Here is a 25818-nt window from a genome sequence, read left to right as displayed (position 1 = left end):
TGCGGATCCTCCAGCCGGTAGTACGCCATCCGGCCCGAACGGCGGGCGGCCACGATGCGATGGGCACGCAGCAGGCGCAGCGCGTGGGAGACCGCGGACTCGCTCTGCCCGGTCACCGCCGCCAGGTCGCACACGCACAGCTCGCCGTCCAGCAGGGCGACCAGCAGCTTCAGCCGGTTGGGGTCGGACAGCAGGCCGAAGACGTCGGCGGTGTCGGCCAGGTCCGCGGCGGCGGGCATGCGCTCGTGCACGGCCGCGACGCGGTCGGCGTCCACCACCTTGACCGCGCAGCCGTCCACGGCCAACACGTGGTCATCTGAAGAACTGTTCACATATCTAACCTAGCGGGACATGTCGGTGATCTGTCAACCTGCCTCAGGCCCGCAGCCGCGGTGTCAGCCGCCGCAGCGCCGCCGCCAGCCGGTCCGCCTGCGCCGCCGAGGTGAACAGCGCCGGCGTGACCCGGACGGCGTCGCCCCCGGCCATGCCCGTGCGGGCGACCGTGTAGAGGCCGTAGGCGTCCAGCAGGGTGGCGGCGACGGCCTCGTTGTCGGCCGTGGAGGTGCGGCCGGCGATGCGGAAGGCGGTGATCGCGCCGTACATGCCGGGCTCGTCCGGGGTGAGGATCTGCAGGCCCGGCAGGTCGCGGACCTGGCTCACCCAGCGGTCGCGCAGGTGCCGCAGCCTGGCCTGCTTGACGGCCGCGCCGAGCCGCAGGTGGAAGTCGAGCGCGTCGGGGACCGTGAGGGGCGCCGCGACGTCCATGGTGCCCGAGTGGACCCGCGAGCGGATGTCGCCGGCCGGGAAGCTCTCGTCGCCGAAGACGGGCTCGATGTCGGCCAGCCGGTCCCGGCGGATGAAGAGGAACCCGGTGCCGAGGGGCGCGCCGATCCACTTGTGCAGCGAGAACGCGGCGAAGTCGGCGTCGAGGTCGGGCAGCGTGAAGTCGAGCTGCCCCCAGGAGTGGGCGGCGTCCACGACGACGTCCACGCCGCGCTCGCGGGCCATCGCGACGATCTCCCGGACCGGCAGCACCAGGCCGGTGCGGTTGTTCATGTGCGACAGCAGCAGCAGCCGGGCTCTCGGGGTGGTCCGCAGCGCCCGCTCGTAGGCGTCCAGCGCCGCCTGCCGGGTGGCGGGCTCGGGGAGGACGAACCGGGCCACCGTGGCCGCGCGCCGCCCGGCCAGCCAGTTCATGGTGTGCTGGGCGGAGGGGTAGTCCAGGTCGGCGTAGAGCACGGCGTCGCCGGGCCGCAGCCGCCGGTAGCCGGAGATGAGGTTCTGCAGCGCCTCGGTGCCGCCCCGGGTGAGCGCGATCTCCGCACGGGTGACCCCGAGCAGCGCGGCGATCCGGTCGCGCACCTCGTCGGCCCTGGCCTTGTACGCCGTGCGCAGCAGGTGGGAGTTGCGGGCGTTGAGGACGTCGACGTTGCGGTGGTAGGCGCGCCGGACCGGCTCGGGCATGATCCCGTAGTAGCCGTTCTCCAGGTTGACGAAGTCGTCGCTGACCCGGAACTGCCGGGCCACACCCGCCCAGAAGCGTTCGTCCCGGGCCAGGGTCGTGGCGTCGGCGGCGTCGGCGGCGGCGGCCTGGGGGAGCGCTCGGGGGAGCGCCTGCGGGAGCGCGGCCAGCGCGCCGGCCCCGGCGATGACCGCGCGTCTGGACAGAACTATGGGACACCCCCAAGATCGGGCGGCGCGGAATCGGGGCCGCGCCGGGCGAATGCCAGTGTCGCGGAGATGTCGCCGCGCGGCGAAAAAGGCTCGCCGTCGTTCCCGCCGTCCGGCGGGAAATCGCGGGCGCCGGAGATGATCGGTGGCGGCGATTCCCGTGCGCCGGAAATTTCTTTACCTCGGCCTTGGCCTTTTCCCGGCGCGCCGCGCCGCGTGGCGGGCATGATCTGCGGTGATGCTCACGACCAGGTCAGCCCGCGCGCTCCGCCCGCCCGTCCCGGGGGCCGGCCGGTGGTGGCCGCACGCGATGCTGGCCCTGGCCCTGCTGATCACCGTCGTGTTCGCGCACGGCGGCGCGTGCGCGGCCGTCGAGCTGTCCGAGCGGGCCCAGGGCGGCCCCGCTCCGTCCGCCCAGAGCGCCCACCTCGACGTGCACCGGCACGTCAGATGGCTGTCCGGGCGGATGCCGGTGCGCGACGCCGGGTGCCTGCACGGCGAGCTGCCGCCGGGCCACCTGCACGGCACCGAGCAGGAGTGCGCGGCCACCACGGCCACCGCCGCCGCGCCGGCCGTGGCCGCCGTCCCCGCGCTCGCCGCCGGGCCCGCGGCCGTCGGGTCCGGGGCCGTGCGACCCACGCCGCGGGCCGCCTCGCGGCAGGCCGTTTCCGGCCAGGAAAATCTCCGCGTGATGCGCATATAGGACGCGCGTCTTTCGTCGCCGTCCTTTTCCATCGCGCCCGCGGCGTCTTCCGTGCCGCGCGAGCGCCGTTCATCTCGGGGATAACAACCAATGTCGAACGACACTTTGCCGCGCCCTGACATTCTGCCCGCCATCGGCAATTCGGGTATTTGCGTAACCGTCGGAAACACACCGCTGGCGTTCGTCGCCGCGCCGTTCGTCGCGGACGGCGGCGGCTTCTGGGCCAAGCTGGAGGGCTTCAACCCGGGCGGCATCAAGGACCGGCCCGCCCTGCACATGGTCCGGCAGGCCCGCGCCAGGGGCGAGCTGGCCCCCGGCGCGACGATCGTCGAGTCCACCAGCGGCACCCTCGGACTCGGGCTGGCCCTGGCCGGCATCACCTTCGGCCATCCGGTCGTCCTGGTCGCCGACCCCGGCATGGAACCGCTCATGCAGCGGCTGCTGACCTGCTACGGCGTACGGCTGGAGATCGTGCCGGAGCCGCATCCCACCGGCGGCTGGCAGCGGGCCCGCCGCGACCGGGTCGAGGAGCTGCTGGCCGAGCTGCCCGGCTCCTACTGCCCCGACCAGTACGGCAACCCCGACAACGTGGCCGCCTACGCCGGGCTGGCCCGGGAGCTGCTGTCCCAGCTCCCGCACATCGACACGCTGGTCTGCTCGGTCGGCACCGGCGGGCACAGCGCGGGCATCACCCGCGAGCTGCGCCGCCACCTGCCCCGGCTGCGGCTGGTCGGCGTCGACACCGTCGGCTCGACCATCTTCGGGCAGCCCGACCGCCACCGCCTGATGCGCGGCCTGGGCTCCAGCATCCACCCCGCCAACGTGGCCTACGACGCCTTCGACGAGGTCCACTGGGTGAGCGCCGCCGAGGCGGTGTGGGCCTGCCGCACCCTGGCCGCCCAGCACTACGTCTCCGGCGGCTGGAGCACCGGAGCCGTCAGCCTCGTGGCCCGCTGGCTGGCCGGACGGGCCGGGCCGGGCGGCTGCGTCGTCGCCGTCTTCCCCGACGGGCCCTGGCGCTACTGGAACACCGTCTTCGACGACGGCTACTGCCGCGCCCACGGCCTGCTCGGCGTCACCCCCGCCGACGAGCCCGACGAGCTGGACGACCCCGCCGAGCGCGAGGTGCGCCGCTGGAGCCGCTGCGCCGCCGTCCGCGACCCGCTGGCGGGCAGGCGATGAAGGCCACGCTGGCGCAGTTCCGCTCCTTCGACCGGCCGATCCGGCTGCTGCAGGTCAACCAGGCGGGCATCAACATCGGCTTCTACATGCTGATGCCCTACCTCGCCCAGCACCTCTCGGCCGGCGCGGGGCTCGCCGCCTGGACGATCGGGCTCATCCTCGGCCTGCGCAACGCCAGCCAGCAGGGCATGTTCCTGATCGGCGGCGCGCTGGCCGACCGGTTCGGGCACAAACCCATGATCATGGCGGGGTGCGCCCTGCGTACCGTGGGGTTCGCGCTGTTCGGGCTCACCACGTCGCTGCCGCTGCTGGTGGCGGCCGCGGTGATCACGGGGCTGGCGGGGGCGCTGTTCAACCCGGCCGCCCGCGCGTACCTGGCCGCCGCGGCCGGGGAGCGCAAGGTGGCCGCCTTCGCCGTGTTCAACGTGTTCTACCAGGGCGGCATCCTGCTCGGGCCGCTGCTCGGGGTGCTGCTGCTGGCCGGCGGGTTCACCGCGGTGTGCCTGGGAGCGGCGGGGATCTTCGCCGTCCTGACCGTGCTTCAGGGGTTCTACCTGCCCGCGCGGCCCCGGGAGCCGGGGCGGGCGCGGCAGCCGGTGCTGCGGGCTTGGCGGCAGGCGTTCGGTGACCGGGCGTTCGTCTCGTTCGCGGCGTCGATGATCGCTTCGTACGCGCTGTCGTACCAGATGTACCTCGCACTGCCGCTGGAGGTGCAGCGGGCCGGCGGCGGCCAGTGGGCGGTGACCGCCCTGTACGCGGTGTCGGCCCTGCTCGGCATCGCCGGGCAGGTGCGCCTGACCGCCTGGTGCGGCGAACGGTGGAGCCGCGGCCAGGCGATCACCCGCGGGCTGGCCCTCATGGGGGCGGCCTTCCTGCCCATGGTCGCCGCCGCGCAGCTCCACCTGCCGCGGGCGGCGACGCTGACGGCCGCGCTGGTGTGCGCGCTGCTGCTCGGCGCCGGGACGCTGGTGGCCTTCCCCTTCGAGATGGCCACCATCGCCGACATGGCGGGCGAGGAGCTGGTCGGCACCTACTACGGCCTGTACAACCTGGCCTCCGGCGCGGGGATCCTGGCCGGGAACCTGCTGTCGGGCGCGCTGCTGGACGTGGCCGCCGAGGCGGGCTGGGCGGGCCTGCCCTGGTTGTCACTGACCTTCGCGGGGCTGGTCTCGGCCCTGGCGGTGGCCCGCCTGGAACACCGCAGCGCCCTGCGGCCACGCCTCCCGGCGACCATGGCCACCTAGCTCGCCCGCGACGCGGCCAGGGCCAGGGGGCGCATGGCGACCTGGAGCGCCCGCGACCTGGGCAGGGCCTGGGGCGCATGGTGATCTGGTGGGCCCGCGACGCGGTCAGGGCGTGGGGTCGGCGTCCCCGGTGGCGCGTCTGCGGCGGCCGGCCACGACGGTCGCGGCTCCGCCCGCCACCAGTGCCGCCGCGGCCACCCACAACCAGCCGGGCACGCCGCCCGAGCCCGTCTCCGCCTCGGCCTGGGCGACCGGTGACGAGGAGGCCGCCGGGGCGACCTCGGCCGGAGTCCCGGTCGAGGTGGGGGTCTCGGACGAGATCGGGGTCTCGGATGGGGTCTCGGTCGGGGTCTCGGTCGGGGTGGCTGGGGCGGTGACGGTGAAGCGCAGCTCGCCGGCGATCGGGTGGCCGTCGGAGGAGACCACCCGCCAGGCCAGCCGGTACCGGCCGGGCTCCAGCGGCGCGGCCGGCTCGGCCTTCACCGTGACGCCCTGGGCCCGCGGCTTGCCCAGCGGCAGGTTCTCGCCCGCCGGGCCGTCGAGCACGAGGGTCGGCAGGGTCATGCGGGAGGTGAACTCCAGCTCGATGCTCTCCACCCGCGCGACCTTGGCGCCGTCGGCGGGGGAGCTGCTCTTCAGCCGGTCATGGGCCAGCGCGGCGGGCGCGGCGGCCAGCAGCACCAGGACGGCGCCACCGACGGCGACACCGGCACGAAGGGCTGCCCGGAACGGGGGACGCGCGGGACGAAGGGCTGCCCGGAACGGGCGACGCGCGGGACGAAGGGGATGAATCACTGCGAACTCCGAGGTTCCTGGATCCGGCTCGACCGCCGGATGGACATGCGGTCCGGCGCGCGACGGGACGCGGAGGGCGTGCCGCGGCGGCGCCGGCTGGGTCGTCTGCCTGCCGGGAGGCACGCCGGACCCGCCGCATGACGGGGAACGTCAGCGGCCGGACGGCCAGGCGTGCGCAGCCGGGCGGGGCGGCCCGCGCCGGGAGAGCACCGGGGCCAGCAGCAGCGCCCGGTGACCCGCCACCGGCGGCCACAGCGGGCACGCGCGGGCGGGCCCGGCGGGCGGCGGGGCCAGGACGGACAGCCAGTCGCACAGCACGGCCCACAACCGGGCCAGCCGTACCGTGCTCAACCGCAGCAACGCCGCCAGCGCCGCGTCCCCGCGGGCCAGCCACCAGCTCGACGAGACGGCCACCGCCAGGTGGATCACCACCATCCCGGAAGAGCCGTGCTCATGGGCGCCGCCCCCGGCGGGCGGCCCGGCGAACGGGCCCGCGAACGGGCCCGCGAACGGCCCCGCGAACGGGCCGGCGGAAGGACCGGCGAAGGATGGCGTGGAGGTGTCGAGCAGGTGGCTCAGGCCGTAGCGGGCGGACTCGGAGGCGTCGAAGAGCTCGTGGAGGCCGTACTGGGCGGCCACGCACATGGTCAGCAGGGGCGCCCATCCGCGGGGACGGGAACCGGCGGCGTAGGCGGCCGCGAAGGTCGCCGCGCCGGCCAGGGCCAGCGGGCCGGGCGCGATCGCCGTGCCGCCGACCAGAGTGTGCAGCGCCGCCGAGGCCAGGACGCACACGGCCGTGAACACCGCGGCGCGAAGCGCGCGGACCACGGGACGGGCGACCTGCATCCGGCCATCGTGCCAGAGCCCGGCCGGGCCGTCATCCGCGTCCTTGCGCACCGGGCGGGCACGACACGCGGACGCGACACGCGGACGCGCCAAGCGGACGCACCGGGCAGGCGGGACACACGGGTGCCCGGGCAGGCGCGACGGGGAGCCGGCGCGGCTGGGAGGGTCAATGGTGTCGTGGGGTCTGGAGTTCGCCGCCCAGGCGGTCGCGCAACCGTTCCAGCAGGTCGGCCGTGGCGACGACGACCCAGCGGTCGCCGACCAGGTACGCGCCGCCGTACGCCTGGGCGATGTCGAGCCAGTCTCGTTTGCCCTTGTCTGTGCTGAACGTCACGATCGTCAGGCGGCCCTGCGGGCTGTCGCAGGCCGCCTGCCGCAGCTCGGCGGCGTCGGTCTGCAGCTTGCCGGCGGGGCAGCCGAGCAGGGTGGTGAGCTGTTTCATGTCGCCGGCCGGCACCTTCGGCGCGACGGCGACGGCGGGGGGCGCGGCGCCGTGGTGGTGCGCCGGCTGCGCCTGGGGGACGGAGGCGGTCGCGCACCCCGTCAGCAGGGCGATGCCCAGGGCGGCGATCGCCTGCCGCGACGCGCGGACGGGTGATGAGAGAGGTTCGGGCATGAGGTCAGTGTTCCGCCGGAGTGTCGATGGATCCGGTCCCCGTGGAAGGACGCGCTTCCAGGGGCCGGCAGGTCAGGAAGTGGGCGGGGCGGGGGACGGGAGCGGGGGCTCGGGGAGCTGGTTGTGGTTCACCAGGCCGGTCGATTCGAGGTACGTCATGTGGCGCATGACGAAGTTGATGCCTTCCTGGGCGAACTTGCGGATCTCGGCGTTCCTGGTCCCGGCCCGGACGAGCGCCAGGGTGCCGAAGACCTTGCCGTGCGCGGCGCGCAGCAGGTTCGCGTAGTCCTGGTCGAAGGCCGGTCCGCTCTCGGCCGCGAGCTGGGCCAGCCAGCGCTGCTGGTCGGGGTTGGGCTGGTCGGGCAGGGCGACGCCGAGCCTGGCCGCGGTGTCGCGGGTCATCTGGTCCAGCTTCTGGTGCTCGCCCATGATCTGCTTGCCGACCTGCTTGACGCGCTGCGACTGGGCACGGGTGGCGGCGTACTCGCCGGCGGGCATCTCCCACAGGCCGGCCTGCCGCACCTTGATCAGCAGGTCGATGTCGGCGGCCGAGAGGGGGCCCGAGGGCGTGAGGGTCCGTTGCGCGTCCGCGGGGTCGATCGACGGGGGCAGGATCAGCAGGATCGTCGCCGCCGCCGCCGCGACGAAGCCGCCGAGCATGAACATCTCACTGCGCAGGAGCCTGTGCATGCTCGAAGGTACGCGGGCCCGCCCGATCCGGTTCAACGGATCCGGGACCGGTTTCCCGCATACCCCCTATGGGTATAGAGTGCGCCGTATGAGACGTCTTGAACCCCTTGTTCCTGAGAAGGCCCCCGAGAAGTCCCGTCAGATCCTGGACGACATCGTCACCAGGCACGGCGCGGTGGGTGACATGGTGTCCACGATGGCCCACTCGCCCGCGTTGCTCCAGGGATACCTGGACTTCTCCCGGGCGATGAAGCGGGTGAAGATCCCGCGCGCGCTCAGCGAGAAGATCTCCCTGGCCGTGCAGGAGTGGATCGGCTGCGGCACGTGCCTGGCCGCGCACACCGAGGGCGCGCTGGCCGCCGGGCTGAGCGAGGCCGACGTCGCGCTGGCCCGCCAGGGCACCTCGGCCGACGCGCGGGAGGCCGCCCTGATCTCGGTGGCGGTGCGGGTGCTGGTCGAGCCGTCGTCCATCACCGACGAGGAGGTGGCCGGGCTGCGCTCGCTCGGCTGGAGCGACCGGGTGATCGCCGAGGTCGTCGGCCTGGTCTCGCTCAACCTGCTGACCGGCGCGTTCAACCTGCTCGTGGGGAACCAGCCGGAAGCGGAGCAGGCCAGGGGTTAGCTCGTGATGTACTGGCTCATGGCGATCGGCGTGCGACCGGACCGGGTTCCCGCACGCCCCGGCGACGGATGGAGGACGACATGACCGCGCACGAACCGGCGGCATCCCCGCAGGGGCACCACCGGGCCCACGCCGACGCGATCGACGCCTTCATCGCGGCCGCCAACGCCGACGACCCCGACCACCGTTCCGCGCTGCTCAGCCGGGCCCTCGCCGCCGACGTGGTGTTCTGGGGGCCGCTCGGCCGCGGGTCGGGCCGGGGCGCGGTGGCCGACTTCGTCACCGAGGTGGTGCAGGGCTACCGGGCCGGCGGTTGCCGGATGGTCCGTACGACGTCCGTCGACGCGCCGCACGAGTGGGCCAGGTTCGGCTGGCGCTTCGAGGGGCCCGACGGCGCCACCGTCCTGTCGGGCACCGACATGGTGCACCTCACCCCCGCCGGCGACATCGACGAGATCGTGGTCTTCGCCGGTCCGCTGCACTGACACCCGCTCCCGCCGTCCAGGACCTAAGCCCTTCGCCCGCGGGACGTTCGCCGCTGCCGCCACCGCCCCCGCGCGAGGGACCGTGGAGGCGGAAAGCGAGGTGGCGATCATGTCGATCGAGGTCAAGGACGTCATGGGACGCGTGGCGATCGCGGTGCTGGAGCACGCGTCGTTCGCCGACATCGTGGCGGCGATGAAGCGGTACGCGGTGGGCGCGGTCACCGTGATCGACGCCGGCCGTCGGCCGGTGGGCGTGGTGTCGGAGGACGACCTGCTGCTCAAGGAGACCGGCCACGCCCGGCACGCCGTCTCCGTCCTCGCCCCGCGGGCGCGGCGGCAGGAGCACCGCAAGGCCGCCGCCGTCACCGCCGCGGAGCTGATGACGTCGCCGGCGGTCACGGTGACCCCGGGCATGCCGGTGCGCGAGGCGGCCAGGATCATGCACGCCCGGCGCATCAAGCAGCTGCCGGTGATCGACCCGGTCACCGGCCGCGTCGTCGGCACCCTGCACCAGCGCGACGTGCTGCGCGTCTTCACCCGACCGGCCGCCGAGCTGGAGGCGGACGTCAGGGCCGTGCTCCCGCCGGACGGCACGTACGCGGTCGCGGCCGACGCCGGCGTGGTCACGATCACCGGCGGGCCGGCGGGCGGGGCGCGGGCCGCCGCGCTGGCGGAGGCGGTCCGGGCGGTGGAGGGCGTCGTGGACGTCGTGATCGAGCTCGCCCGTGACCGGGAGGACCTGTTCACCGTCCCGCCGCTGCTGTAGTGGCCGGGCGCGGCCCGGCCTGATTCGGGCGGCGAGGCGACCTGCTGGGACACTGAACGGTATGTCGGAAAGTGCGCAGCGCAGCCTGATGCCCCAGATGCGGCTCGACGAGCTGCTGGCCGAGCTGCAGACGAGGCTCAACGCCGTCCTCGCCACCCGTGACCGGGTGCACGCGCTGCTGGAGGCCGTGGTCTCGGTCGGCAGCGACCTCGACCTGGAGACCGTGCTGCGGCGGATCGTCGAGACGGCCACCAAGCTGGTGGACGCCACCTACGGGGCGCTCGGCGTGGTGGGGGAGGAGAGCACGCTCGTCCAGTTCATCCCGGTGGGGCTGAGCGAGGAGGAGATCGCCCGCATCGAGCACTGGCCGCACGGGCTGGGCCTGCTCGGCCTGCTGATCAAGGACGCCCGCCCGCTGCGGCTGGGCCGCATCTCCGACCACCCCGAGTCCTACGGCTTCCCGCCCGGCCACCCGCCGATGGGCACCTTCCTCGGCGTCCCGGTACGCGTGCGCGACGAGGTGTTCGGCAACCTCTACCTGACCGAGAAGCGCGGCGGCGGCGACTTCGACGAGGAGGACGAGGCCATCGTCGTCGCGCTGGCCACCGCCGCCGGCGTCGCCGTGGAGAACGCCCGCCTGTACGAGGAGTCGCGCCGGCGCGAGACCTGGCTGAAGGCGTCCTCGGAGATCACCACCAGCCTGCTGTCCGGCGCCGGCTCCCGCGAGGTGCTCACCACCATGGCCGCACGGGCCCGCCAGATGACCGACGCCGACCTGGTCCAGGTGCTGCTGCCCGACCCGTCGGGCGGCACGCTGACCGTCGACGTGGCCGAGGGCGAGGGCGCGGGCGAGCTGCTGGGGATGGCGTTCGACGTCTCGGCCACCCTGGCGGGGGAGGCGTTCACGCACGCCGAGCCCAGGTCCGAGCGGGACCTGCCGGGCCCGCCCTACCCCGACTCGCCGCTGCGGCGGCTGGGCTACGGGCCGGGCCTGATGGTCCCGCTGGGCGCCGCGCCCCGCGTGCGCGGCGTGCTCATGCTGGCCAAGCGCGGCGGGCGGCTGCCGTTCAGCGGGGCCGACCAGCAGATGCTGGAGTCGTTCGCGGGGCAGGCGGCGATCGCGCTGGAGCTGGCCGAGGCCCGCCGCGACGCCGAACGGCTCGGCCTGCTGGAGGACCGCGACCGCATCGCCAAGGACCTGCACGACGTCGTCATCCAGCGACTGTTCGCCACGGCCATGACGCTGATGAGCACCGTCCGGCTGGTCGAACGCCCGGAGGCGGGCAAACGGCTGCAATACGCCATCGACGAGCTGGACGAGACGATCCGGCAGATCCGCTCGTCCATCTTCGCCCTCCAGGCGCCGCGCGAGGACGCCGCGCCGAGCCTGCGCACGAAGATCGTCGACCTGGTGGAGGGGGCGGGCGCGCACCTGGGGTTCATGCCCGGCCTGCGCATGGAGGGCCAGATCGACACCCTGGTGCCCGACCAGGTGGCCGGGCACCTGCTCGCCGTCCTGCGCGAGGCGCTGTCCAACGTGGTGCGCCACTCCCGCGCCACCCGGGCCGAGGTGTCCATCGAGGTCGCCGGCGGCCGGCTCACCCTCGTCGTCGGCGACAACGGCGTCGGCGTGGGCGACGGCGGGCGGCGCAGCGGCCTGCGCAACATCGAGGAACGGGCCGCCGACCTCGGCGGGGCCGCCGAGCTGGAGACGCCGGAGGAGGGCGGCACCCGCCTGCGCTGGCACGTCCCGCTGTGAGGGCCGCCCAAGCCCCTCGCGCGTCCTAGGTCCCGGCAGGTCGGGACCTTCGTCCATACCTCGCGTCATGCCCGCTGAGCTGTGATGGGACGGCACAGCCAGGTGATCGCGGCCATCCAGGCCGCCCCACCTCCGCATGAACCACGTGAGGAAGACATGACGAACGCACCGGCCACCACCCCCGGCCGCAGCCCGGCGTTGATGCTCACCCTGGCGACCCTGGGCTTCGCGGTGAACTTCTGGGCCTGGGCCCTGCTCAGTCCGCTCGGGCCGCGCTTCAAGGAGCTGCTCGGGTTGTCGGCCGGGCAGCAGGCGCTGCTGGTGGCCGTCCCGGTGATCGTGGGGTCGCTGGGCCGCATCCCGGTCGGCGCGCTCACCGACAGGTTCGGCGGCCGGGTGATGTTCCCGCTGGTCTCGGCGGCCACCATCGTCCCCGTCCTGTTCATCGGCCTGTTCGGGCAGATGTCGATGGCCGCGCTGCTGATCGGCGGCTTCTTCCTCGGCGTCGGCGGAACCGTGTTCGCCGTGGGGGTGCCGTTCGTCAACGCCTGGTTCCCGCCGAACCGGCGCGGCCTGGCCGTCGGGATCTTCGGCGCCGGGATGGGCGGCACCGCGATCAGCGCGCTGACCACCGTCCCGCTGGTCCGCGCGGGTGGCGCCGCCGTGCCGTTCCTCATCACCGCCGTCGTCCTGGCCGCCTACGCGGTCGTGGCGTGGCTGGTGCTGCGCGACGCGCCCGGCCGCACCGCCGTCACCCAGCCGCTCGCGGCGCGCCTGGCCGCCGCGCTCAGGCTGCCGATCACCTGGCAGGCGTGCGTGTTGTACGCGGTCGCCTTCGGCGGTTACGTCGCCTTCTCGGTCTACCTGCCCGCCTACCTGCAGACCGGGTACGGGCTGGAGCAGGCCGACGCCGCCAACCGGATGGCCGGGTTCGTCCTGCTGGCCGTGCTGGCGCGGCCCGTCGGCGGCTGGCTGTCGGACCGCGTCGGCCCGGTGCCCGTGCTGACCGGCGTGTTCGTCGTCACCGCCGGCACGGCGGGCGTGCAGGCGCTCACCCCCGGCCTCATGCCGGTCGGCACCATCGCGTTCCTGACCATGGCGGCCGCGCTCGGCGCCGGCAGCGGCGCCACCTTCGCGCTGGTCGCGCAGGTCGCCCCGGCCGACAAGGTGGGCACGGTCACCGGCCTGGTCGGCGCCGCCGGCGGGCTCGGCGGGTTCGTCCCGCCGCTGGTGATGGGCTTCCTGTACGGCCGGCTCGGCTCGTACGGCCTCGGCCTGGCCCTGCTCGCGGCCACCGCCGTGCTCACCCTGGCCCTGACGGTGACCGCGGTCCGCGCCCTGGCCGCCCGCCGCGTGGCCGGCCCGGCCGGCTCACGCTGACCGCGCCGCATGAAAGAGGGCGGGGCCCGGCCGTGCGGCCGGGCCCCGCCCAAGGGTGTTCAGCGGCAGGTCACTCGGCGATCCGGCGGCCGGACAGCTGCTCGGCGTCGACCACGACGTAGTGGTCGCGGCTGCCCGGAGCCCACGGGGACAGGGGCAGCGCGGCCAGCCGGGCCGTCTCGGCCGGATCGGTCACCGCCCGCGCGTGCCCGACCGCCGTCACCGACCAGCCGGTGCGCATCGCGGGGTCGAACTCGTCGGCCTCGAACGCCACCACGGCGTGCCGGGTGGCCGCGGCCAGCTTCGACCCGATCGAGGTGCGGATGACGACGCGCTCGCCGTCGAGGCAGAAGTTGACCGGCTGCACGGCCGGCAGGGCGCGATCGGTGAAGACGATCCGCCCGATCGGCGTGGACGACAGCAGGCGCAGGCACTCCTCACGGGAGAGCACCTGGAGCCCGGACGAGTCGAGTTGCATGCTGCACAGCCTCCCACCAGGTACGTTCCCGGCGTCAGAGGCGAAAGTCCCATCGCGGGGGACGCTCAGTCGCGACGGTCGGCCCGCAACCGCGCCGACAGCGCGGCGGCCTGCGTCCGGCGCTGCATGTTGAGCTTGGCCAGCAGGTTGGACACGTAGTTCTTGACCGTCTTCTCGGCCAGGAACATGCGCTCGCCGATCTGCCGGTTGGTCAGCCCCTCGCCGATCAGGTCGAGGATGTTCCGCTCCTGCTCCGACAGCGCCGCCAGCGGGTCCTGGCGGGCGGCCTGGTCGCGCAGCCGCTGCAACATGGCGGCGGTGGTCTGCGGGTCGAGCAGCGACTGCCCGGAGGCCACCGTGCGCACCGCGCCGACCAGGTCGGAGCCGTGGATCTGCTTGAGCACGTAGCCCGAGGCGCCGGCCATCACCGCGTCGAACAGGGCGTCGTCGTCGGCGAACGAGGTCAGCATGAGGCAGGCCAGCCCCGGCACCTTCGAGCGCACCTCCCGGCACACGTCGACGCCGTTGCCGTCGGGCAGGCGCACGTCGAGCACCGCGACGTCGGGCTTCAGGGCCGGGATGCGGGCGATCGCCGACTCGGCGGTCCCGGCCTCGCCGATCACCTCGATGTCGTCCTCGGAGCCCAGCAGGGCGGCCACGCCACGCCGCACGACCTCGTGATCGTCGAGAAGGAACACACGAATCATGTCTGCGACGCTACCGCCTCCCGTCACCCGGAAGTAGGGACCAAGGTCCCCGGCCGCCGGTCGTGGGCCCATCGGCCGGCACGAAGGGACTTTGGTCCCTGCCGGGGCCGCCGGCCCGCCCACCAGCCTGGATCCATGACCGTTGTGGCAGGGGATGAGTTGTGAGCGACATGGACGCGACCCCGGGCATGGGGCCGTTGCTGGCGGCCAGGAAGTTCTTCACCAGGGCGGAGGTGTCGGCCGACGGCCGCACCCTGCACCTGATCGACCCCGGCGCCTGGGACCGCTTCTACCGCGACCGGTGGGCGCACGACAAGGTGGTGCGGTCGACGCACGGCGTGAACTGCACGGGCTCGTGCTCCTGGCAGGTGTTCGTCAAGGACGGCCTGATCACGTGGGAGCACCAGGCCACCGACTACCCGTCGGTCGGCCCGGAGTCGCCCGAGTACGAGCCGCGCGGCTGTCCCCGTGGCGCGTCCTTCTCCTGGTACACCTACTCTCCCTCGCGGGTGCGCTACCCGTACGTGCGCGGAGTGCTGCTGGAGATGTGGCGCGAGGCCAAGGCCCGGCTGGGCGACCCCGTGCCGGCGTGGGCCGAGCTGACCGGCGACCCGGAACGCGCGCGGGCCTACAAGCGGGCCCGCGGCAAGGGCGGGTTCGTCCGGTCGAGCTGGGAGGAGGTCCTGGAGCTCATGGCCGCCGCCCACGTGCACACCATCAAGGAACACGGCCCGGACCGGGTGGTGGGCTTCTCGCCGATCCCGGCGATGTCGATGGCCTCGTTCGCGGCCGGCACCCGCTTCCTGTCGATGATCGGCGGCACGCTGCTGTCGTTCTACGACTGGTACGCCGACCTGCCGATCGCCTCGCCGCAGGTGTGGGGCGACCAGACCGACGTGCCCGAGGCGGCCGACTGGTGGAACTCCCGCTACCTGATCATGTGGGGCTCCAACATCCCGGTCACCCGCACGCCGGACGCCCACTTCATGACCGAGGCCCGCTACCAGGGCACCAAGGTCGTCGCGGTCAGCCCGGACTACGCCGACAACGTCAAGTTCGCCGACGACTGGCTCGCGCCGCACCCGGGCACCGACGGCGCCCTGGCCATGGCGATGGGCCACGTGACGCTGACCGAGTTCTTCCGCGACCGCCAGGTGCCGTACTTCATCGACTACGTGCGCAAGTACACCGACCTGCCGTTCCTGGTGACGCTGGAGCCGCGCGGCGACGGGTACGTGCCGCGCCGCTTCCTGACCGCCGCCGACCTGGGGCAGGAGAGCGAGAACGCCGAGTTCAAGACCGTCTTCCTGGACGGGACGACCGGCGCGGCGCGGGTGCCCAACGGCTCGCTCGGCCACCGCTGGGGCCAGGAGGGCGAGGGCCGCTGGAACCTCGACCTGGACGGCGCCGTCCCCGCGCTGACCCTGCTCGGCCGGTCCGGGCGCGCGGTCGAGGTGGACCTGCCGCGCTTCGACGAGGGCCCCACCGAGGGCGGCTCGGTCATGCGCCGCGGCGTCCCGGTCACCGAGCTGGCCGGCAAGCTCGTCACGACGGTGTTCGACCTGCTCATGGCCCAGTACGGCGTGGCCCGCGACCTGCCCGGCGAATGGCCGGCGAGCTACGAGGACGCCACACAGCCCTACACCCCGGCCTGGGCGGAGGAGATCACCTCGGTGCCGGCCGCCACGATCACCAGGATCGCCCGCGAGTTCGCCCGCAACGCCGAGCGCACCCGGGGCCGGTCGATGATCGCGATGGGCGCCGGCACCAACCACTGGTTCCACTCCGACCAGATCTACCGCTCGTTCCTGACGCTGGTGCTGCTGACCGGCTGCCAGGGCGTCAACGGCGGCGGCTGGGCGCACTACGTGGGCCAGGAGAAGGTCCGCCCGGTCACCGGCTTCCAGCACCTGGCCTTCGGCTTCGACTGGCAGCGCCCGACCCGGCACATGGCCGGCACCGCGTTCTGGTACCTGGCCACCGACCAGTGGCGTTACGAGCGCATCGGGGCCGGCGAGCTGGCCAGCCCGCTGGGCGAGGGCAGGTTCGCGGGCCGCTCGTTCGCCGACTGCAACGCCCAGGCGGCCCGGCTGGGCTGGCTGCCCTCGCACCCGACGTTCGACCGCAACCCGCTCGAGCTCGCCGACGAGGCCGCCGCGCGCGGCGTCCCGGTGGCCGAGCACGTGGTGGCGGAGCTGAAGGCGGGCCGGTTGCGCTTCGCCGCCGAGGACCCGGGCGACCCGGCCAACTTCCCGCGGGTGCTGACCGTGTGGCGGGCCAACCTGCTCGGCTCGTCCGGCAAGGGCAACGAGTACTTCCTGCGTCACCTGCTCGGCGCCGACGCCGAGGCCCGCAACGAGGAGACGCCCGAGGGGCTGCGCCCGGCCGAGGTGACCTGGCGGGAGAACGCCGCCGAGGGCAAGCTCGACCTGCTGACGACGATCGACTTCCGGATGACGTCCACGGCGCTGTTCTCCGACGTGGTCCTGCCCGCCGCCACCTGGTACGAGAAGCACGACCTGTCCAGCACCGACATGCACCCGTTCGTGCACGCCTTCAACCCGGCCATCGCCCCGCCCTGGCAGACCAGGTCCGACCACGACGCCTTCCTCGGGCTGGCCGACGCCTTCTCCGAGCTGGCCGCCCGCCACCTGGGCCGGCGCACCGACGTGCTGGCCGTCCCGCTCACCCACGACACGCCGGACGAGCTGGCCCAGCCGGGCGGCCGGGTGCGCGACTGGCGGCACGGCGAGTGCGAGCCCGTCCCCGGCCGGACGATGCCCAAGATCGTCACGGTCGAGCGGGACTACGGCGCCGTCGCCGAGCGCGTCCGCGGGATCGGGCCGCTCTTCGCCGAGCTGGGCCTGACCACCAAGGGGATCACCTACCGGGTGGGCCCCGAGCTGGACCGCCTGCGCGAGCAGAACGGCGAGACCCCCGAGGGCCACATCTCCCTCGGCACCGCCGACCGGATGTGCGAGGCCATCCTCGCGCTGTCCGGCACCACCAACGGCCGCCTGGCCACCCAGGGCTTCGAGACCATGGAGAGGCGCACCGGGACCAGGCTCGCCGACCTGGCCGCCGAGCACGAGGGCAGGCGCATCACGTTCGCCGACACGCGGTCGAGGCCGCAGCCGGTGATCACCTCGCCCGAGTGGTCCGGCTCGGAGACCGGCGGACGCCGCTACTCCGCCTTCGTCATCAACGTCGAACGCGACAAGCCCTGGCACACCCTGACCGGCCGGCAGCAGTTCTTCCTCGACCACGACTGGATCATCGAGCTGGGCGAGCAGCTTCCCGCCTACCGGCCGCCGCTCGACCTGCGCCGCCACCACGGAGACCAGGGCGACGGGCAGTCCGACGGGCAGGGGACCGAGGTCACGGTGCGGTACCTGACGCCGCACTCGAAGTGGTCGATCCACTCGGAGTACCAGGACAACGCGTACATGCTGGCCCTGTCGCGGGGCGGGCCGACGATCTGGATGAGCGTCGAGGACGCCGCCTCGATCGGGGCCGCCGACAACGACTGGATCGAGGCGTACAACCGCAACGGCGTGGTCGTGGCCAGGGCGGTCGTCTCCCACCGGATGCCGGCCGGGACCGTGTACATGTACCACGCCAAGGACCGCAACGTGAACGTCCCGCTCACCGAACGGTCGGGCCGGCGCGGCGGCGTGCACAACTCCCTCACCCGGCTGCTGCTCAAGCCCAGCCACCTCATCGGCGGGTACGCGCAGTTCACCTACGCCTTCAACTACTACGGGCCGACCGGCAACCAGCGTGACGAGATCACGGTGATCCGCCGCCGCGGCCAGGAGGTGACCTACTGATGCGCGTCATGGCACAGGTCGCCATGGTGATGAACCTGGACAAGTGCATCGGCTGCCACACCTGCTCCGTCACCTGCAAACAGACCTGGACGAACCGGGACGGCGTCGAGTACGTCTGGTTCAACAACGTCGAGACCAAGCCCGGCGTCGGCTACCCCAAGCGGTACGAGGACCAGGAACGCTGGCACGGCGGCTGGCAGCTCGACGGGCGCGGCCGGCTCAAGCTGCGCGCCGGCGGCCGGGTCAAGCGGCTGCTCAGCCTGTTCTCCAACCCCGACCTGCCGGACCTGGACGACTACTACGAGCCGGCCACCTACGACTACGACACTCTGCTCAACGCCCCCGCCGGGCCGCACGTGCCGGTCATCCGTCCCAAGTCGGCCATCACCGGCGAGGACATGGCCATCACGTGGGGCGCCAACTGGGAGGACGACCTCGGCGGCGCCCCCGAGCACGCCCACGGCGACCCCAACCTGGCGGCCATGGCCGAGAAGGTGCGCATGGAGTTCGACCAGACCTTCATGTTCCACCTGCCGCGCATCTGCGAGCACTGCCTCAACCCGGCGTGCGTGGCCGCCTGCCCCTCCGGCGCGATGTACAAGCGGGAGGAGGACGGCATCGTCCTGGTGGACCAGGACCGCTGCCGCGGCTGGCGCATGTGCGTCTCGTCGTGCCCGTACAAGAAGGTGTACGTCAACCACAAGACCGGCAAGGCCGAGAAGTGCACGTTCTGCTTCCCCCGCATCGAGGCGGGACAGCCGACCGTGTGCGCCGAGACCTGCGTGGGCCGGCTGCGCTACCTCGGCCTCGTCCTGTACGACGCCGACGCCGTGCTCGCCGCCGCCCGCGTGCCCGAGCGCGACCTGCTGGAGGCCCAGCGCCAGGTCTTCCTCGACCCCGACGACCCGCAGGTGGCCGCCGCCGCCCGCGCGTCCGGGATCAGCGAGGACTGGATCGAGGCCGCCCGGCGCTCGCCGGTCTACCGGCTGGCCATGCGCTACCGGGTGGCGCTGCCGCTGCACCCGGAGTACCGCACGCTGCCGATGGTCTGGTACATCCCGCCGCTGTCGCCGGTGCTCGACGCCGTGACCGGGGCCGGCGCGGACGCCGACGACCCCGACAACGTCTTCCACGCCATCACCGACCTGCGCATCCCGCTGGAGTACCTGGCCGGGCTGTTCAGCGCCGGGGACACCGAGGTGGTGGCCGGGGTGCTGATGAAGCTGTCGGCGATGCGCGGCTACATGCGGGCCCGCACCCTCGACGGCACCGTGGCCGGGGACCTGCTGGAGTCGGCCGGGATGACGGCGCGGGACATGGAGGAGATGTACCGCCTGCTGGCCGTCGCCAAGTACGAGGAGCGCCACGTCGTGCCCGCCGCCCACCGCGAGGACGCCGCCGCGTTGTCGGCCCAGGCCGCCGGCTGCAGCCTGGACGGCGACGGCGGCCCTGGCATGAGCGGGTTCCACCCGACCGGCGTGACCGGCCGCCGCAGCGACGGGCGTCTGGGCCTGAAGCTGTTCACCGGCAGGGGGCCGGCGTCATGAGGCTGCTGCCCGCCCCCGACACCCTCGTCGACCGGCCGCAGCACCGCGCCGCGCTGCTCCGGCTGGTCTCGCTGCTGCTGCAGTACCCGGACGCCGGGCTGCTGGCCGCCCGCCCCGAGCTGCGCAAGGCCGTCGCCGCGCTGCCTGACGGGCACCCGCGCCAGGCGCTGGAGCAGTTCCTGTGGTGGTTCGGCGACCGGCAGCCGATGCCGCTGGCCCGCCACTACGTCGAGACCTTCGACCTGCGCCGCAGGTCCAGCCTCTACCTCACCTACTACCTGCACGGCGACACCCGCCGCCGGGGCATGGCCCTGCTGACGCTCAAGCAGCGCTACCGGGTGGCCGGGCTCACCCCGCCCGAGGGCGAGCTGCCCGACTTCCTGCCGGTGGTGTGCGAGTTCGCCGCGCTGGCAGGGCCGGAGGCGGGGGAGGCGCCGCTGCGTCAGCACCGCAAGGGGCTGGAGCTCATCCGCACCGCCCTGCACGAGGCCGGCTCGCCGTACGCGCTCGTGCTGGACGCCCTGTGCGCGGTGCTGCCCGGCATGTCGGAGGCCGAGCGGGCCGCGGTGGCCGACCTGGCCCTGGCCGGCCCGCCCGCCGAGGAGGTCGGCCTGGCCCCGTACGGGCCGCCGCTGAACGAGAGTGAGGTACGGCCGTGAGCGTCGTGCTCTGGGCGATCGTCCCCTACGTCGCCTTGACGATCTTCGTCGCCGGGCACGTCTGGCGCTGGCGGGCGGACCAGTTCGGCTGGACCACCCGTACCACGCAGGTGCTGGAGAGCAGGCTGCTGCGGCTCGGCTCGCCGCTGTTCCACCTGGGCGCGTTCGCGGCCATCGGCGGGCACGTGCTCGGCCTGCTCGTCCCCAAGAGCTGGACCGAGGCCGTCGGCGTGGACGAGCACCTCTACCACCTGGTGTCGGTCAGCGCCGGGACCGTGGCCGGGGTCATGGTCGTCGCGGGCCTGACGCTGCTGCTGGCCCGGCGCCTGACCAGCCCCCGGGTGCGGCGCACCACCACCCGCGCCGACAAGGTGCTGTTCGCCGTGCTGGCCGTGGTGATCGTGCTGGGCGTGGCCGCGACCGTGGGCAGCAACCTGCTCGGCGGCGGCTACGACTACCGGGCCACGATCGCCGTCTGGTTCCGGGGCGTGCTGACCTTCCGTCCGGATCCGCGGCTGATGGCCGACGTGCCGCCGCTGTTCCAGCTGCACGCGATGTCGGCCTGGCTGCTCGCCGCGATCTGGCCGTTCACCCGGCTGGTGCACGTGTGGTCGGCGCCGGTGGCCTACCTGTGGCGGCCCTACGTCGTCTACCGGCGGCGCGTGCCCGTCCGGCCGCGGACCTGACGGCACGAGGAATCCCAAGGGAAAGGAGAGCGTGATGGGCGGTCAGATCGTGGTGGCGGTGGACGGATCCGCGCCCGCGACCGCGGCGGTGGAATGGGCGGCGGCCGACGCCGCGCGGCGCGGGCTGGACCTGCGCATCGTGCACGTGCGCAGGCCGGGCGGGGCGGACGGCTCCGCCCGCGCGCTGGAGACCGCCGCCGCCCTGGCCGGGCAGGCCGGACGGGCCGGGCACGCCGGGCAGGCCGGGCCGGTCGGGGTGACGACGGAGGCGCTCGCCGGGAACGTCGTGGACACCCTGGTCGCCGAGTCGCTCGCGGCCGACAGCCTGGTGCTGGGCTCGCGCGGGCTCGGCGGGTTCACCGGCATGCTGGCCGGATCGGTGAGCGTCGCCGTGGCCGGGCACGCCGCCGGCCCGGTCGTCGTCGTGCGGACGCCGCCGCAGGGGCGGCACGACCGGGTGGTGGTCGGCTTCGACGGCTCCGGGCACGCGCGGGCGGCCATGGAGTACGCCGTCGAGCAGGCCAGGGCGCGCCGGGCGCGGCTGCACGTGGTCTCGGCCTGGCAGATCCCGGTCTCCTCGCCGTACGCCGCCGCCTACGGCAGCCTGATCGAGGTCATGCAGGACGCCGACCGGCAGGCGCACGGGCACGTCGTCCCGTGGCGGCACGCCAACCCCGACCTGGTCATCACCGAGGAACAGCCGTGCGAGCACCCGGTCTCGGCCCTGGTCCGCGCCGCCGGGACGGCCGACCTGGTGGTGGTGGGCTCGCGCGGGCTCGGCGGGTTCGCCTCCGCCGTGCTGGGCTCGGTCGGCCACGGGGTGCTGCACCACGCGGCCTGCCCGGTGGCGGTCGTCCGGCCCCGCTGCTGACCTTCGAAGCCGCCCCCCTTCACATGGAGTGGATGCGCCGGCCGGTGATGTGGTGGGGGACGATCCGGATGTGCAGCCGCCGGTCGCCGCCCGCCCACGGGGTGACGTCCGGCTCGGCGGCCTGCTCGTCGGGGGTCACGTGGTGGGCGGGCCCCTGCACGAGCACGCTCCACCCCTGCCGCCGGGCCTCGTCGATCCGGTCCACCTCGAACCCCACCATGACCTCGACGCCCTCCAGACCGGTCCGCAGGTCCTCGTCGAGCGGGCCGCCCGCGGCGGTGCGGAAGACGATCGCGCCGTCGTGCACGCGGAAGTTGACGGGCAGCACCGTCGGCCCGTGCGAGCCGTTGAACGCGATCCGGCCGATGCCGCCGGCCGCGATCAGGCGCAGGCACTCCTCGCGGTCGAGCACCTCCAGGACGGGCTCGGCCATCGCGGGCCCGACGCCCGGCGGACGGTCGCGCCCGCCGCCCAGCAGGTCCCGGCCGGTGGTCCCGAGCGCGTCGGCCAGGCGGTTCAGTGTCCCCCGGTCCGGGATGTCGACGTGCTCCTCCATGTACCGGAGGTAGCCGGCGGACATGTCCGCCCGCTCCGCTACCTGCTCGACGGTGAGCCCCAGCCGCTGCCGGTGGTACCGGATGCGGTGGCCGAAGTCGCCGGTCCCTGTCACTGTCTCCTCCTGCCGCTGCGTCCCTTTGCCTGTCGCAGCCTTCCAGGCACCCCCGTACCCCGGACAGGGTCTTTCGCCCCTTCAGGGGACCAACGTCCCTCGCCCCGGGGACGCACGGCCCTACGGCGCGGACGCCGGGAAGAGGAGCCTGGCCTGCATGGATGTCCTGGATCTCTCCCGGTGGCAGTTCGGCATCACGACCGTCTACCACTTCCTCTTCGTGCCGCTCACGATCGGCCTGTCGATCATCGTGGCCGGTCTGCAGACGGCGTGGCACCGGACGAAGAAGCCGGAGTACCTGCGGCTGACCCGGTTCTGGGGCCGGCTGTTCCTGATCAACTTCGCCATGGGCGTGGTGACGGGCATCGTGCAGGAGTTCCAGTTTGGGATGAACTGGAGTGACTACTCCCGCTTCGTCGGCGACGTGTTCGGGGCGCCCCTGGCGATGGAAGGGCTGATGGCCTTCTTCCTGGAGTCCACCTTCCTCGGCCTGTGGATCTTCGGCTGGGACCGGCTGTCGCCCCGGCTGCACCTGGCCACGATCTGGCTGGCCGCCATCGGCACCAACATCTCGGCCTACTTCATCCTGGCGGCCAACTCCTGGATGCAGCACCCCGTCGGCTACCGGATCAACAACGGCCGCGCCGAGCTGACCGACATCTGGGCCGTCCTGACCAACTCGACCACGCTGGTCACCTTCCCGCACGTCCTGTTCGGCGCGTTCCTGACCGCGGCCGCGTTCGTGCTGGGCGTCAGCGCCTGGTTCCTGCTGCGCAAGCGGGACGTCTCCCTCTTCCGCACCTCGGCCCGGCTGGCGCTGGCCGTCAGCCTCGTCTCGGCGGTCGGGGTGTCGTTCTCCGGCCACTGGCAGGCCCAGATCATGACCGAGCAGCAGCCGATGAAGATGGCCGCCGCCGAAGCCCTGTGGGAGGACGAGACCTCCGCCGGCTTCTCCCTGTTCGCCATCGGCGACGTCGAGAACGGCCGCAACCACGTCAACCTGCAGATCCCGTACGGCCTGAGCCTGCTGTCCACCAACACCCTGGACGGCGAGGTCGAGGGCATCAACGACATCCAGGCCCGCTACCAGGCCCTGTACGGCCCCGGCGACTACCGGCCGATCGTCGGCCTGGCCTACTGGTCCTTCCGGCTGATGATCGGGTTCGGCATGTTGTCGGCGCTGCTCGCCCTGGCCGGGCTCTGGCTGACCAGGCGCGGCCGGCTGCCCGCGGGCCGCTGGGCCTACCGGCTGGCCATCGCCGGCATCGGTCTGCCGTTCCTGGCCAACAGCATGGGCTGGATCTTCACCGAGATGGGCCGCCAGCCGTGGACCGTCTTCGGCCTGATGCGCACCGCCTACGCCGTCTCGCCGACGGCGGACGTCCCCTCGGTGGCCATCACGCTGGTCGGCTTCACCCTGGCCTACGCCGTGCTCGCGATCATCGAGATCCGGCTGCTGGTCAAGTTCATCCGGATCGGGCCGAACGAGCAGGACGAGCCCGAGACCGCCGTCCCCGCGCTGAGCTACTGAGGAAATCATGGAAAACGTCTGGTTCGTACTGATCGCCGTGCTGTGGACCGGCTACTTCCTGCTGGAGGGCTTCGACTTCGGCGTCGGCATCCTGATGCCCGTCCTGAGCCGCGAGGAGGCCGACCGGCGGGCCGTCCTGCGGACGATCGGCCCGGTGTGGGACGGCAACGAGGTGTGGCTGCTGGTGGCCGGCGGCGCGACCTTCGCCGCCTTCCCCGAGTGGTACGCCACCCTGTTCAGCGGCTTCTACCTGCCGCTGTTCCTCATCCTGCTGGCGCTCATCGCCCGCGGCGTGGCCCTGGAGTACCGCAGCAAGAGCGACAGCACTCGGGGCTGGGACCGGGCGCTGTTCTGGGGCTCCCTCGTCCCTGCCTTCCTGTGGGGGGTGACGTTCGCCAACATCGTGCGCGGTGTGCCGCTGAACGCCGAGCACGAGTACACCGGCACGCTGCTGACCCTGCTCAACCCGTTCGCGCTGCTCGGCGGGCTGGCCACGCTGCTGCTGTTCACCCTGCACGGCGCGGTCTTCCTGGCCCTGCGCACCACCGGCGACCTGCGCCTGGCCGCCGGGCGGATGGCCAAGAGCATCTCCCCGGCGGCGTTCCTGGTGGTGATGGCGTTCCTGCTGCTCTCCGGCGGCGGCGGCGCGCTGCGGTGGGCCGCCGTGGCGCTGGTCGCGCTCGGCCTGGCCGGCGCGGTGGCCGCGACCGTGCGCGGCCGCGACGGGTGGGCCTTCACCGCCAGCGCGGTCGCCGTGGTCGCCCTGGTGGCCGCCATCTTCAGCGGCCTGTTCCCGAACGTCATGCCCGCCCTGGACCCGGCCAACAGCCTCACCGTGACCAACGCGGCCTCCAGCCCGTACACGCTGACCGTGATGACCTGGGTCGCGGCCATTTTCACGCCCCTGGTGCTGGCCTACCAGGCCTGGACGTACTGGGTGTTCCGCCGCCGCCTCACCGGCGTCGTCCGGACCTGACGGCCGGCCGGATCGTCGGCCGGATCGTCGGCGGGGTCCGCGCGGCGGCGTCAGCGCCGGGCGGCGTCCACCGCGGCCAGCACGGCGGCGGACATGGCCTGGTGGCCCGAGGCGTTCGGGTGGAGTCCCACCGAGTCCACGCCCTCCATCGGCTCCATCCACCGGACGCCGAGGGGCTTGCACAGGTCGTGGCCCACCGAACCGGTGTAGGTGTCGACGAATCGGGCGCCGCCCGCCGCGGCGCGGGTGGCGAGCATGGTGTTGAGGCGCTTCTCCACGTCCCGCAGCCAGGGGGCGTCGCCCTTGGCGATGGGGACGGTCGCATAGCAGTTGCTCCCGTCGTCCGGCATGATGACCGGATATCCGACGACGAGGACGTCCGCGCCGGGGGAGCGTCGCCTGATCTCCTGGAGCACGGCGTCGACCTTGTCGCCGGTGGCGGCGATGCGCCCGGCGAGCTGGTCGATGCCGGCCAGGGTGTAGCTGGCCTTGCACGGCGAACCGCCGGGGTTGAGCTTGCCGAGGATGACGCAGCGGCCGATGATGCCGCTGACGTTGATGTCGTTGCCGCCGATCCCCAGCGTGACCAGGTCCGTCTCCGGGCGGAGCGCGTCCAGCTGGGGCGGGGCGGCGCCCTGTGCGCCGGTCATGTTCTCCGTGGTCGCGCCGGCGCAGCTGACGTCCGTGAAGGTGGCGACGGCCCGCGCGGCCGCGGTCAGGGTCGGGTAGTTGCGGTCGGAACGGCCGCAGTCGGCGTCCGTCTGGGTCGGGATTCCCGGGCCCGCGGTGTAGGAGTCGCCGAGGGCCACGTAGTGGCCGACGGCGGTGTCGCTGACGGTGTCGCTGACGGTGTCGCTGGTGGAGCCGTGCGCGGCCGGCGTCGCCAGGAGCGAGGAGACGGCCGCCGTGACGACCGCCGCTGAGAACGTGAGGGACTTCTTCCCGAACATGGTCACCTTCTCTGGAGGGGGGTGAGGGCAGGGGCCGGCGCGGCGGCGGAGGCGAACGCCGCGCACGCAGGGCGAACCCGCGGGCGCGCAGCCATTTCCTACCAGGTGGTTAGTTTTGCCGGGGCGCGGGCGTCCCGTCAAGATCCGGGTCGTG

At 73.4% G+C, this 25818-nt stretch carries 25 protein-coding genes; 15 read left to right on the top strand and 10 right to left on the bottom strand.

From position 1 onward, the window contains the following. Both AB0J76_RS47185 and AB0J76_RS47180 read right to left on the bottom strand, forming a co-directional pair. Positions 1 to 308 (bottom strand): metalloregulator ArsR/SmtB family transcription factor (locus AB0J76_RS47185; protein WP_352330443.1); only part of this gene is annotated, 308 nt, incomplete at its 3' end. Positions 309 to 375: 67 nt separating this feature from the next. Beyond that, positions 376 to 1527 (bottom strand): aminotransferase class V-fold PLP-dependent enzyme, encoded by a 1152-nt coding sequence (locus tag AB0J76_RS47180; RefSeq protein ID WP_352330441.1) that lies wholly within the window; start codon positions 1525 to 1527, stop codon positions 376 to 378. A 382-nt stretch (positions 1528 to 1909) separates the two neighbouring features. On the opposite strand from AB0J76_RS47180, the gene AB0J76_RS47175 reads away from it, so the two are divergent. From AB0J76_RS47175 to AB0J76_RS47165, 3 genes are all read left to right on the top strand, one after another. Then, on the top strand, positions 1910 to 2374 hold the full coding sequence (locus AB0J76_RS47175; RefSeq protein WP_352330440.1) for a hypothetical protein: 465 nt from the start codon (positions 1910 to 1912) through the stop codon (positions 2372 to 2374). Positions 2375 to 2464: 90 nt separating this feature from the next. Then, on the top strand, positions 2465 to 3556 hold the full coding sequence (locus AB0J76_RS47170; protein WP_352330439.1) for a PLP-dependent cysteine synthase family protein: 1092 nt from the start codon (positions 2465 to 2467) through the stop codon (positions 3554 to 3556). Beyond that, positions 3553 to 4800 (top strand): MFS transporter, encoded by a 1248-nt coding sequence (locus AB0J76_RS47165; protein WP_364393927.1) that lies wholly within the window; start codon positions 3553 to 3555, stop codon positions 4798 to 4800. Before AB0J76_RS47170 ends, AB0J76_RS47165 begins: the two co-directional genes overlap by 4 nt. Positions 4801 to 4905: 105 nt before the next feature. On the opposite strand, the gene AB0J76_RS47160 is transcribed toward AB0J76_RS47165, so the two are convergent. From AB0J76_RS47160 to AB0J76_RS47145, 4 genes are all read right to left on the bottom strand, one after another. Beyond that, positions 4906 to 5481: a copper resistance protein CopC gene (locus AB0J76_RS47160; protein ID WP_352328527.1), complete on the bottom strand. Its 576-nt coding sequence runs from the start codon at positions 5479 to 5481 to the stop codon at positions 4906 to 4908. Positions 5482 to 5745: 264 nt separating this feature from the next. Beyond that, positions 5746 to 6441, bottom strand: coding sequence for a hypothetical protein (locus AB0J76_RS47155; protein WP_352328525.1), 696 nt, complete (start codon positions 6439 to 6441; stop codon positions 5746 to 5748). A gap of 166 nt (positions 6442 to 6607) precedes the next feature. Then, on the bottom strand, positions 6608 to 7057 hold the full coding sequence (locus AB0J76_RS47150) for a hypothetical protein (protein WP_352328523.1): 450 nt from the start codon (positions 7055 to 7057) through the stop codon (positions 6608 to 6610). Between the two features lie 72 nt (positions 7058 to 7129). Further along, positions 7130 to 7747, bottom strand: a complete 618-nt coding sequence (locus AB0J76_RS47145) for a DUF4142 domain-containing protein (protein WP_352328521.1) — start codon at positions 7745 to 7747, stop codon at positions 7130 to 7132. 88 nt (positions 7748 to 7835) lie between these two features. Between AB0J76_RS47145 and AB0J76_RS47140 the strand changes: the two genes are divergently transcribed. The 5 genes from AB0J76_RS47140 (at position 7836) to AB0J76_RS47120 (ending at position 12759) form a co-directional block, all read left to right on the top strand. Further along, entirely contained in the window at positions 7836 to 8369 is a 534-nt protein-coding gene (locus AB0J76_RS47140; RefSeq protein ID WP_352328519.1) for a carboxymuconolactone decarboxylase family protein, read from the top strand. An 80-nt stretch (positions 8370 to 8449) separates the two neighbouring features. Beyond that, positions 8450 to 8854, top strand: coding sequence for a nuclear transport factor 2 family protein (locus AB0J76_RS47135; protein ID WP_352328517.1), 405 nt, complete (start codon positions 8450 to 8452; stop codon positions 8852 to 8854). 109 nt (positions 8855 to 8963) lie between these two features. Continuing rightward, positions 8964 to 9620 (top strand): CBS domain-containing protein, encoded by a 657-nt coding sequence (locus AB0J76_RS47130; RefSeq protein WP_352328515.1) that lies wholly within the window; start codon positions 8964 to 8966, stop codon positions 9618 to 9620. 61 nt (positions 9621 to 9681) lie between these two features. Then, positions 9682 to 11379 carry a GAF domain-containing protein gene (locus AB0J76_RS47125; protein WP_352328513.1) on the top strand — a complete coding sequence of 566 codons (1698 nt, stop codon included), beginning with the start codon at positions 9682 to 9684 and terminating at the stop codon, positions 11377 to 11379. Between the two features lie 156 nt (positions 11380 to 11535). Further along, entirely contained in the window at positions 11536 to 12759 is a 1224-nt protein-coding gene (locus AB0J76_RS47120) for an MFS transporter (protein ID WP_364393918.1), read from the top strand. 70 nt (positions 12760 to 12829) lie between these two features. On the opposite strand, the gene AB0J76_RS47115 is transcribed toward AB0J76_RS47120, so the two are convergent. Together AB0J76_RS47115 and AB0J76_RS47110 are read right to left on the bottom strand one after the other, a co-directional pair. Continuing rightward, on the bottom strand, positions 12830 to 13237 hold the full coding sequence (locus tag AB0J76_RS47115; protein WP_364393915.1) for a pyridoxamine 5'-phosphate oxidase family protein: 408 nt from the start codon (positions 13235 to 13237) through the stop codon (positions 12830 to 12832). Between the two features lie 65 nt (positions 13238 to 13302). Next, positions 13303 to 13944, bottom strand: a complete 642-nt coding sequence (locus AB0J76_RS47110) for a response regulator transcription factor (RefSeq protein ID WP_352326402.1) — start codon at positions 13942 to 13944, stop codon at positions 13303 to 13305. A 170-nt stretch (positions 13945 to 14114) separates the two neighbouring features. Here AB0J76_RS47110 and AB0J76_RS47105 point away from each other — a divergent pair, with 170 nt between their 5' ends. The 5 genes from AB0J76_RS47105 to AB0J76_RS47085 are packed head-to-tail and all read left to right on the top strand — an operon-like array spanning position 14115 to position 21537. Further along, the gene (locus AB0J76_RS47105) at positions 14115 to 17774 is read left to right on the top strand and encodes a nitrate reductase subunit alpha (RefSeq protein WP_352326405.1); all 3660 of its coding nucleotides are present in this window, start codon (positions 14115 to 14117) and stop codon (positions 17772 to 17774) included. Further along, a complete protein-coding gene (gene narH / locus AB0J76_RS47100; RefSeq protein WP_352326401.1) occupies positions 17774 to 19321 on the top strand; it encodes a nitrate reductase subunit beta in 1548 nt (515 codons plus the stop codon). The genes AB0J76_RS47105 and narH overlap by 1 nt, the downstream gene beginning before the upstream one ends. Next, positions 19318 to 19980 (top strand): nitrate reductase molybdenum cofactor assembly chaperone, encoded by a 663-nt coding sequence (gene narJ / locus AB0J76_RS47095; RefSeq protein WP_352326399.1) that lies wholly within the window; start codon positions 19318 to 19320, stop codon positions 19978 to 19980. The genes narH and narJ overlap by 4 nt, the downstream gene beginning before the upstream one ends. Continuing rightward, a complete protein-coding gene (narI, locus tag AB0J76_RS47090; RefSeq protein ID WP_352326398.1) occupies positions 19977 to 20666 on the top strand; it encodes a respiratory nitrate reductase subunit gamma in 690 nt (229 codons plus the stop codon). The genes narJ and narI overlap by 4 nt, the downstream gene beginning before the upstream one ends. Before the next feature lie 34 nt (positions 20667 to 20700). Beyond that, positions 20701 to 21537, top strand: a complete 837-nt coding sequence (locus tag AB0J76_RS47085; protein ID WP_352326396.1) for a universal stress protein — start codon at positions 20701 to 20703, stop codon at positions 21535 to 21537. A gap of 19 nt (positions 21538 to 21556) precedes the next feature. Here the strand turns inward: AB0J76_RS47085 and AB0J76_RS47080 are convergent, their stop codons facing one another. After that, positions 21557 to 22207, bottom strand: a complete 651-nt coding sequence (locus AB0J76_RS47080; RefSeq protein ID WP_352326395.1) for a pyridoxamine 5'-phosphate oxidase family protein — start codon at positions 22205 to 22207, stop codon at positions 21557 to 21559. Positions 22208 to 22364: 157 nt separating this feature from the next. Here AB0J76_RS47080 and AB0J76_RS47075 point away from each other — a divergent pair, with 157 nt between their 5' ends. Together AB0J76_RS47075 and cydB are read left to right on the top strand one after the other, a co-directional pair. Next, positions 22365 to 23738: a cytochrome ubiquinol oxidase subunit I gene (locus AB0J76_RS47075; protein ID WP_352326394.1), complete on the top strand. Its 1374-nt coding sequence runs from the start codon at positions 22365 to 22367 to the stop codon at positions 23736 to 23738. A gap of 7 nt (positions 23739 to 23745) precedes the next feature. Next, positions 23746 to 24714, top strand: a complete 969-nt coding sequence (cydB, locus tag AB0J76_RS47070) for a cytochrome d ubiquinol oxidase subunit II (RefSeq protein ID WP_352326393.1) — start codon at positions 23746 to 23748, stop codon at positions 24712 to 24714. 50 nt (positions 24715 to 24764) lie between these two features. Here the strand turns inward: cydB and AB0J76_RS47065 are convergent, their stop codons facing one another. Further along, positions 24765 to 25664: an SGNH/GDSL hydrolase family protein gene (locus tag AB0J76_RS47065; RefSeq protein WP_352326391.1), complete on the bottom strand. Its 900-nt coding sequence runs from the start codon at positions 25662 to 25664 to the stop codon at positions 24765 to 24767. Positions 25665 to 25818 lie beyond the last annotated feature (154 nt).

It is taken from the genome of Nonomuraea sp. NPDC049624 (assembly GCF_040675255.1).
Taxonomy (GTDB): domain Bacteria; phylum Actinomycetota; class Actinomycetes; order Streptosporangiales; family Streptosporangiaceae; genus Nonomuraea.
The sequence above is the reverse complement of the archived record's forward strand: the minus strand, read 5'-3'. Positions and strand labels throughout refer to the sequence as shown.

Bases quoted from the DNA above. Each gene is read 5' to 3' on its own strand.
- AB0J76_RS47130 (WP_352328515.1), top strand. From the start codon at position 8,964: ATGTCGATCGAGGTCAAGGACGTCATGGGACGCGTGGCGATCGCGGTG.
- AB0J76_RS47115 (WP_364393915.1), bottom strand. From the start codon at position 13,237: ATGCAACTCGACTCGTCCGGGCTCCAGGTGCTCTCCCGTGAGGAGTGC.
- AB0J76_RS47145 (WP_352328521.1), bottom strand. From the start codon at position 7,747: ATGCACAGGCTCCTGCGCAGTGAGATGTTCATGCTCGGCGGCTTCGTC.
- AB0J76_RS47175 (WP_352330440.1), top strand. From the start codon at position 1,910: ATGCTCACGACCAGGTCAGCCCGCGCGCTCCGCCCGCCCGTCCCGGGG.
- cydB (WP_352326393.1), top strand. From the start codon at position 23,746: ATGGAAAACGTCTGGTTCGTACTGATCGCCGTGCTGTGGACCGGCTAC.
- AB0J76_RS47120 (WP_364393918.1), top strand. From the start codon at position 11,536: ATGACGAACGCACCGGCCACCACCCCCGGCCGCAGCCCGGCGTTGATG.
- AB0J76_RS47165 (WP_364393927.1), top strand. From the start codon at position 3,553: ATGAAGGCCACGCTGGCGCAGTTCCGCTCCTTCGACCGGCCGATCCGG.
- AB0J76_RS47110 (WP_352326402.1), bottom strand. From the start codon at position 13,944: ATGATTCGTGTGTTCCTTCTCGACGATCACGAGGTCGTGCGGCGTGGC.
- AB0J76_RS47105 (WP_352326405.1), top strand. From the start codon at position 14,115: ATGGACGCGACCCCGGGCATGGGGCCGTTGCTGGCGGCCAGGAAGTTC.
- AB0J76_RS47150 (WP_352328523.1), bottom strand. From the start codon at position 7,057: ATGCCCGAACCTCTCTCATCACCCGTCCGCGCGTCGCGGCAGGCGATC.
- AB0J76_RS47135 (WP_352328517.1), top strand. From the start codon at position 8,450: ATGACCGCGCACGAACCGGCGGCATCCCCGCAGGGGCACCACCGGGCC.
- narH (WP_352326401.1), top strand. From the start codon at position 17,774: ATGCGCGTCATGGCACAGGTCGCCATGGTGATGAACCTGGACAAGTGC.
- AB0J76_RS47170 (WP_352330439.1), top strand. From the start codon at position 2,465: ATGTCGAACGACACTTTGCCGCGCCCTGACATTCTGCCCGCCATCGGC.
- AB0J76_RS47085 (WP_352326396.1), top strand. From the start codon at position 20,701: ATGGGCGGTCAGATCGTGGTGGCGGTGGACGGATCCGCGCCCGCGACC.
- narJ (WP_352326399.1), top strand. From the start codon at position 19,318: ATGAGGCTGCTGCCCGCCCCCGACACCCTCGTCGACCGGCCGCAGCAC.
- AB0J76_RS47125 (WP_352328513.1), top strand. From the start codon at position 9,682: ATGTCGGAAAGTGCGCAGCGCAGCCTGATGCCCCAGATGCGGCTCGAC.
- AB0J76_RS47065 (WP_352326391.1), bottom strand. From the start codon at position 25,664: ATGTTCGGGAAGAAGTCCCTCACGTTCTCAGCGGCGGTCGTCACGGCG.
- AB0J76_RS47075 (WP_352326394.1), top strand. From the start codon at position 22,365: ATGGATGTCCTGGATCTCTCCCGGTGGCAGTTCGGCATCACGACCGTC.
- AB0J76_RS47140 (WP_352328519.1), top strand. From the start codon at position 7,836: ATGAGACGTCTTGAACCCCTTGTTCCTGAGAAGGCCCCCGAGAAGTCC.
- AB0J76_RS47155 (WP_352328525.1), bottom strand. From the start codon at position 6,441: ATGCAGGTCGCCCGTCCCGTGGTCCGCGCGCTTCGCGCCGCGGTGTTC.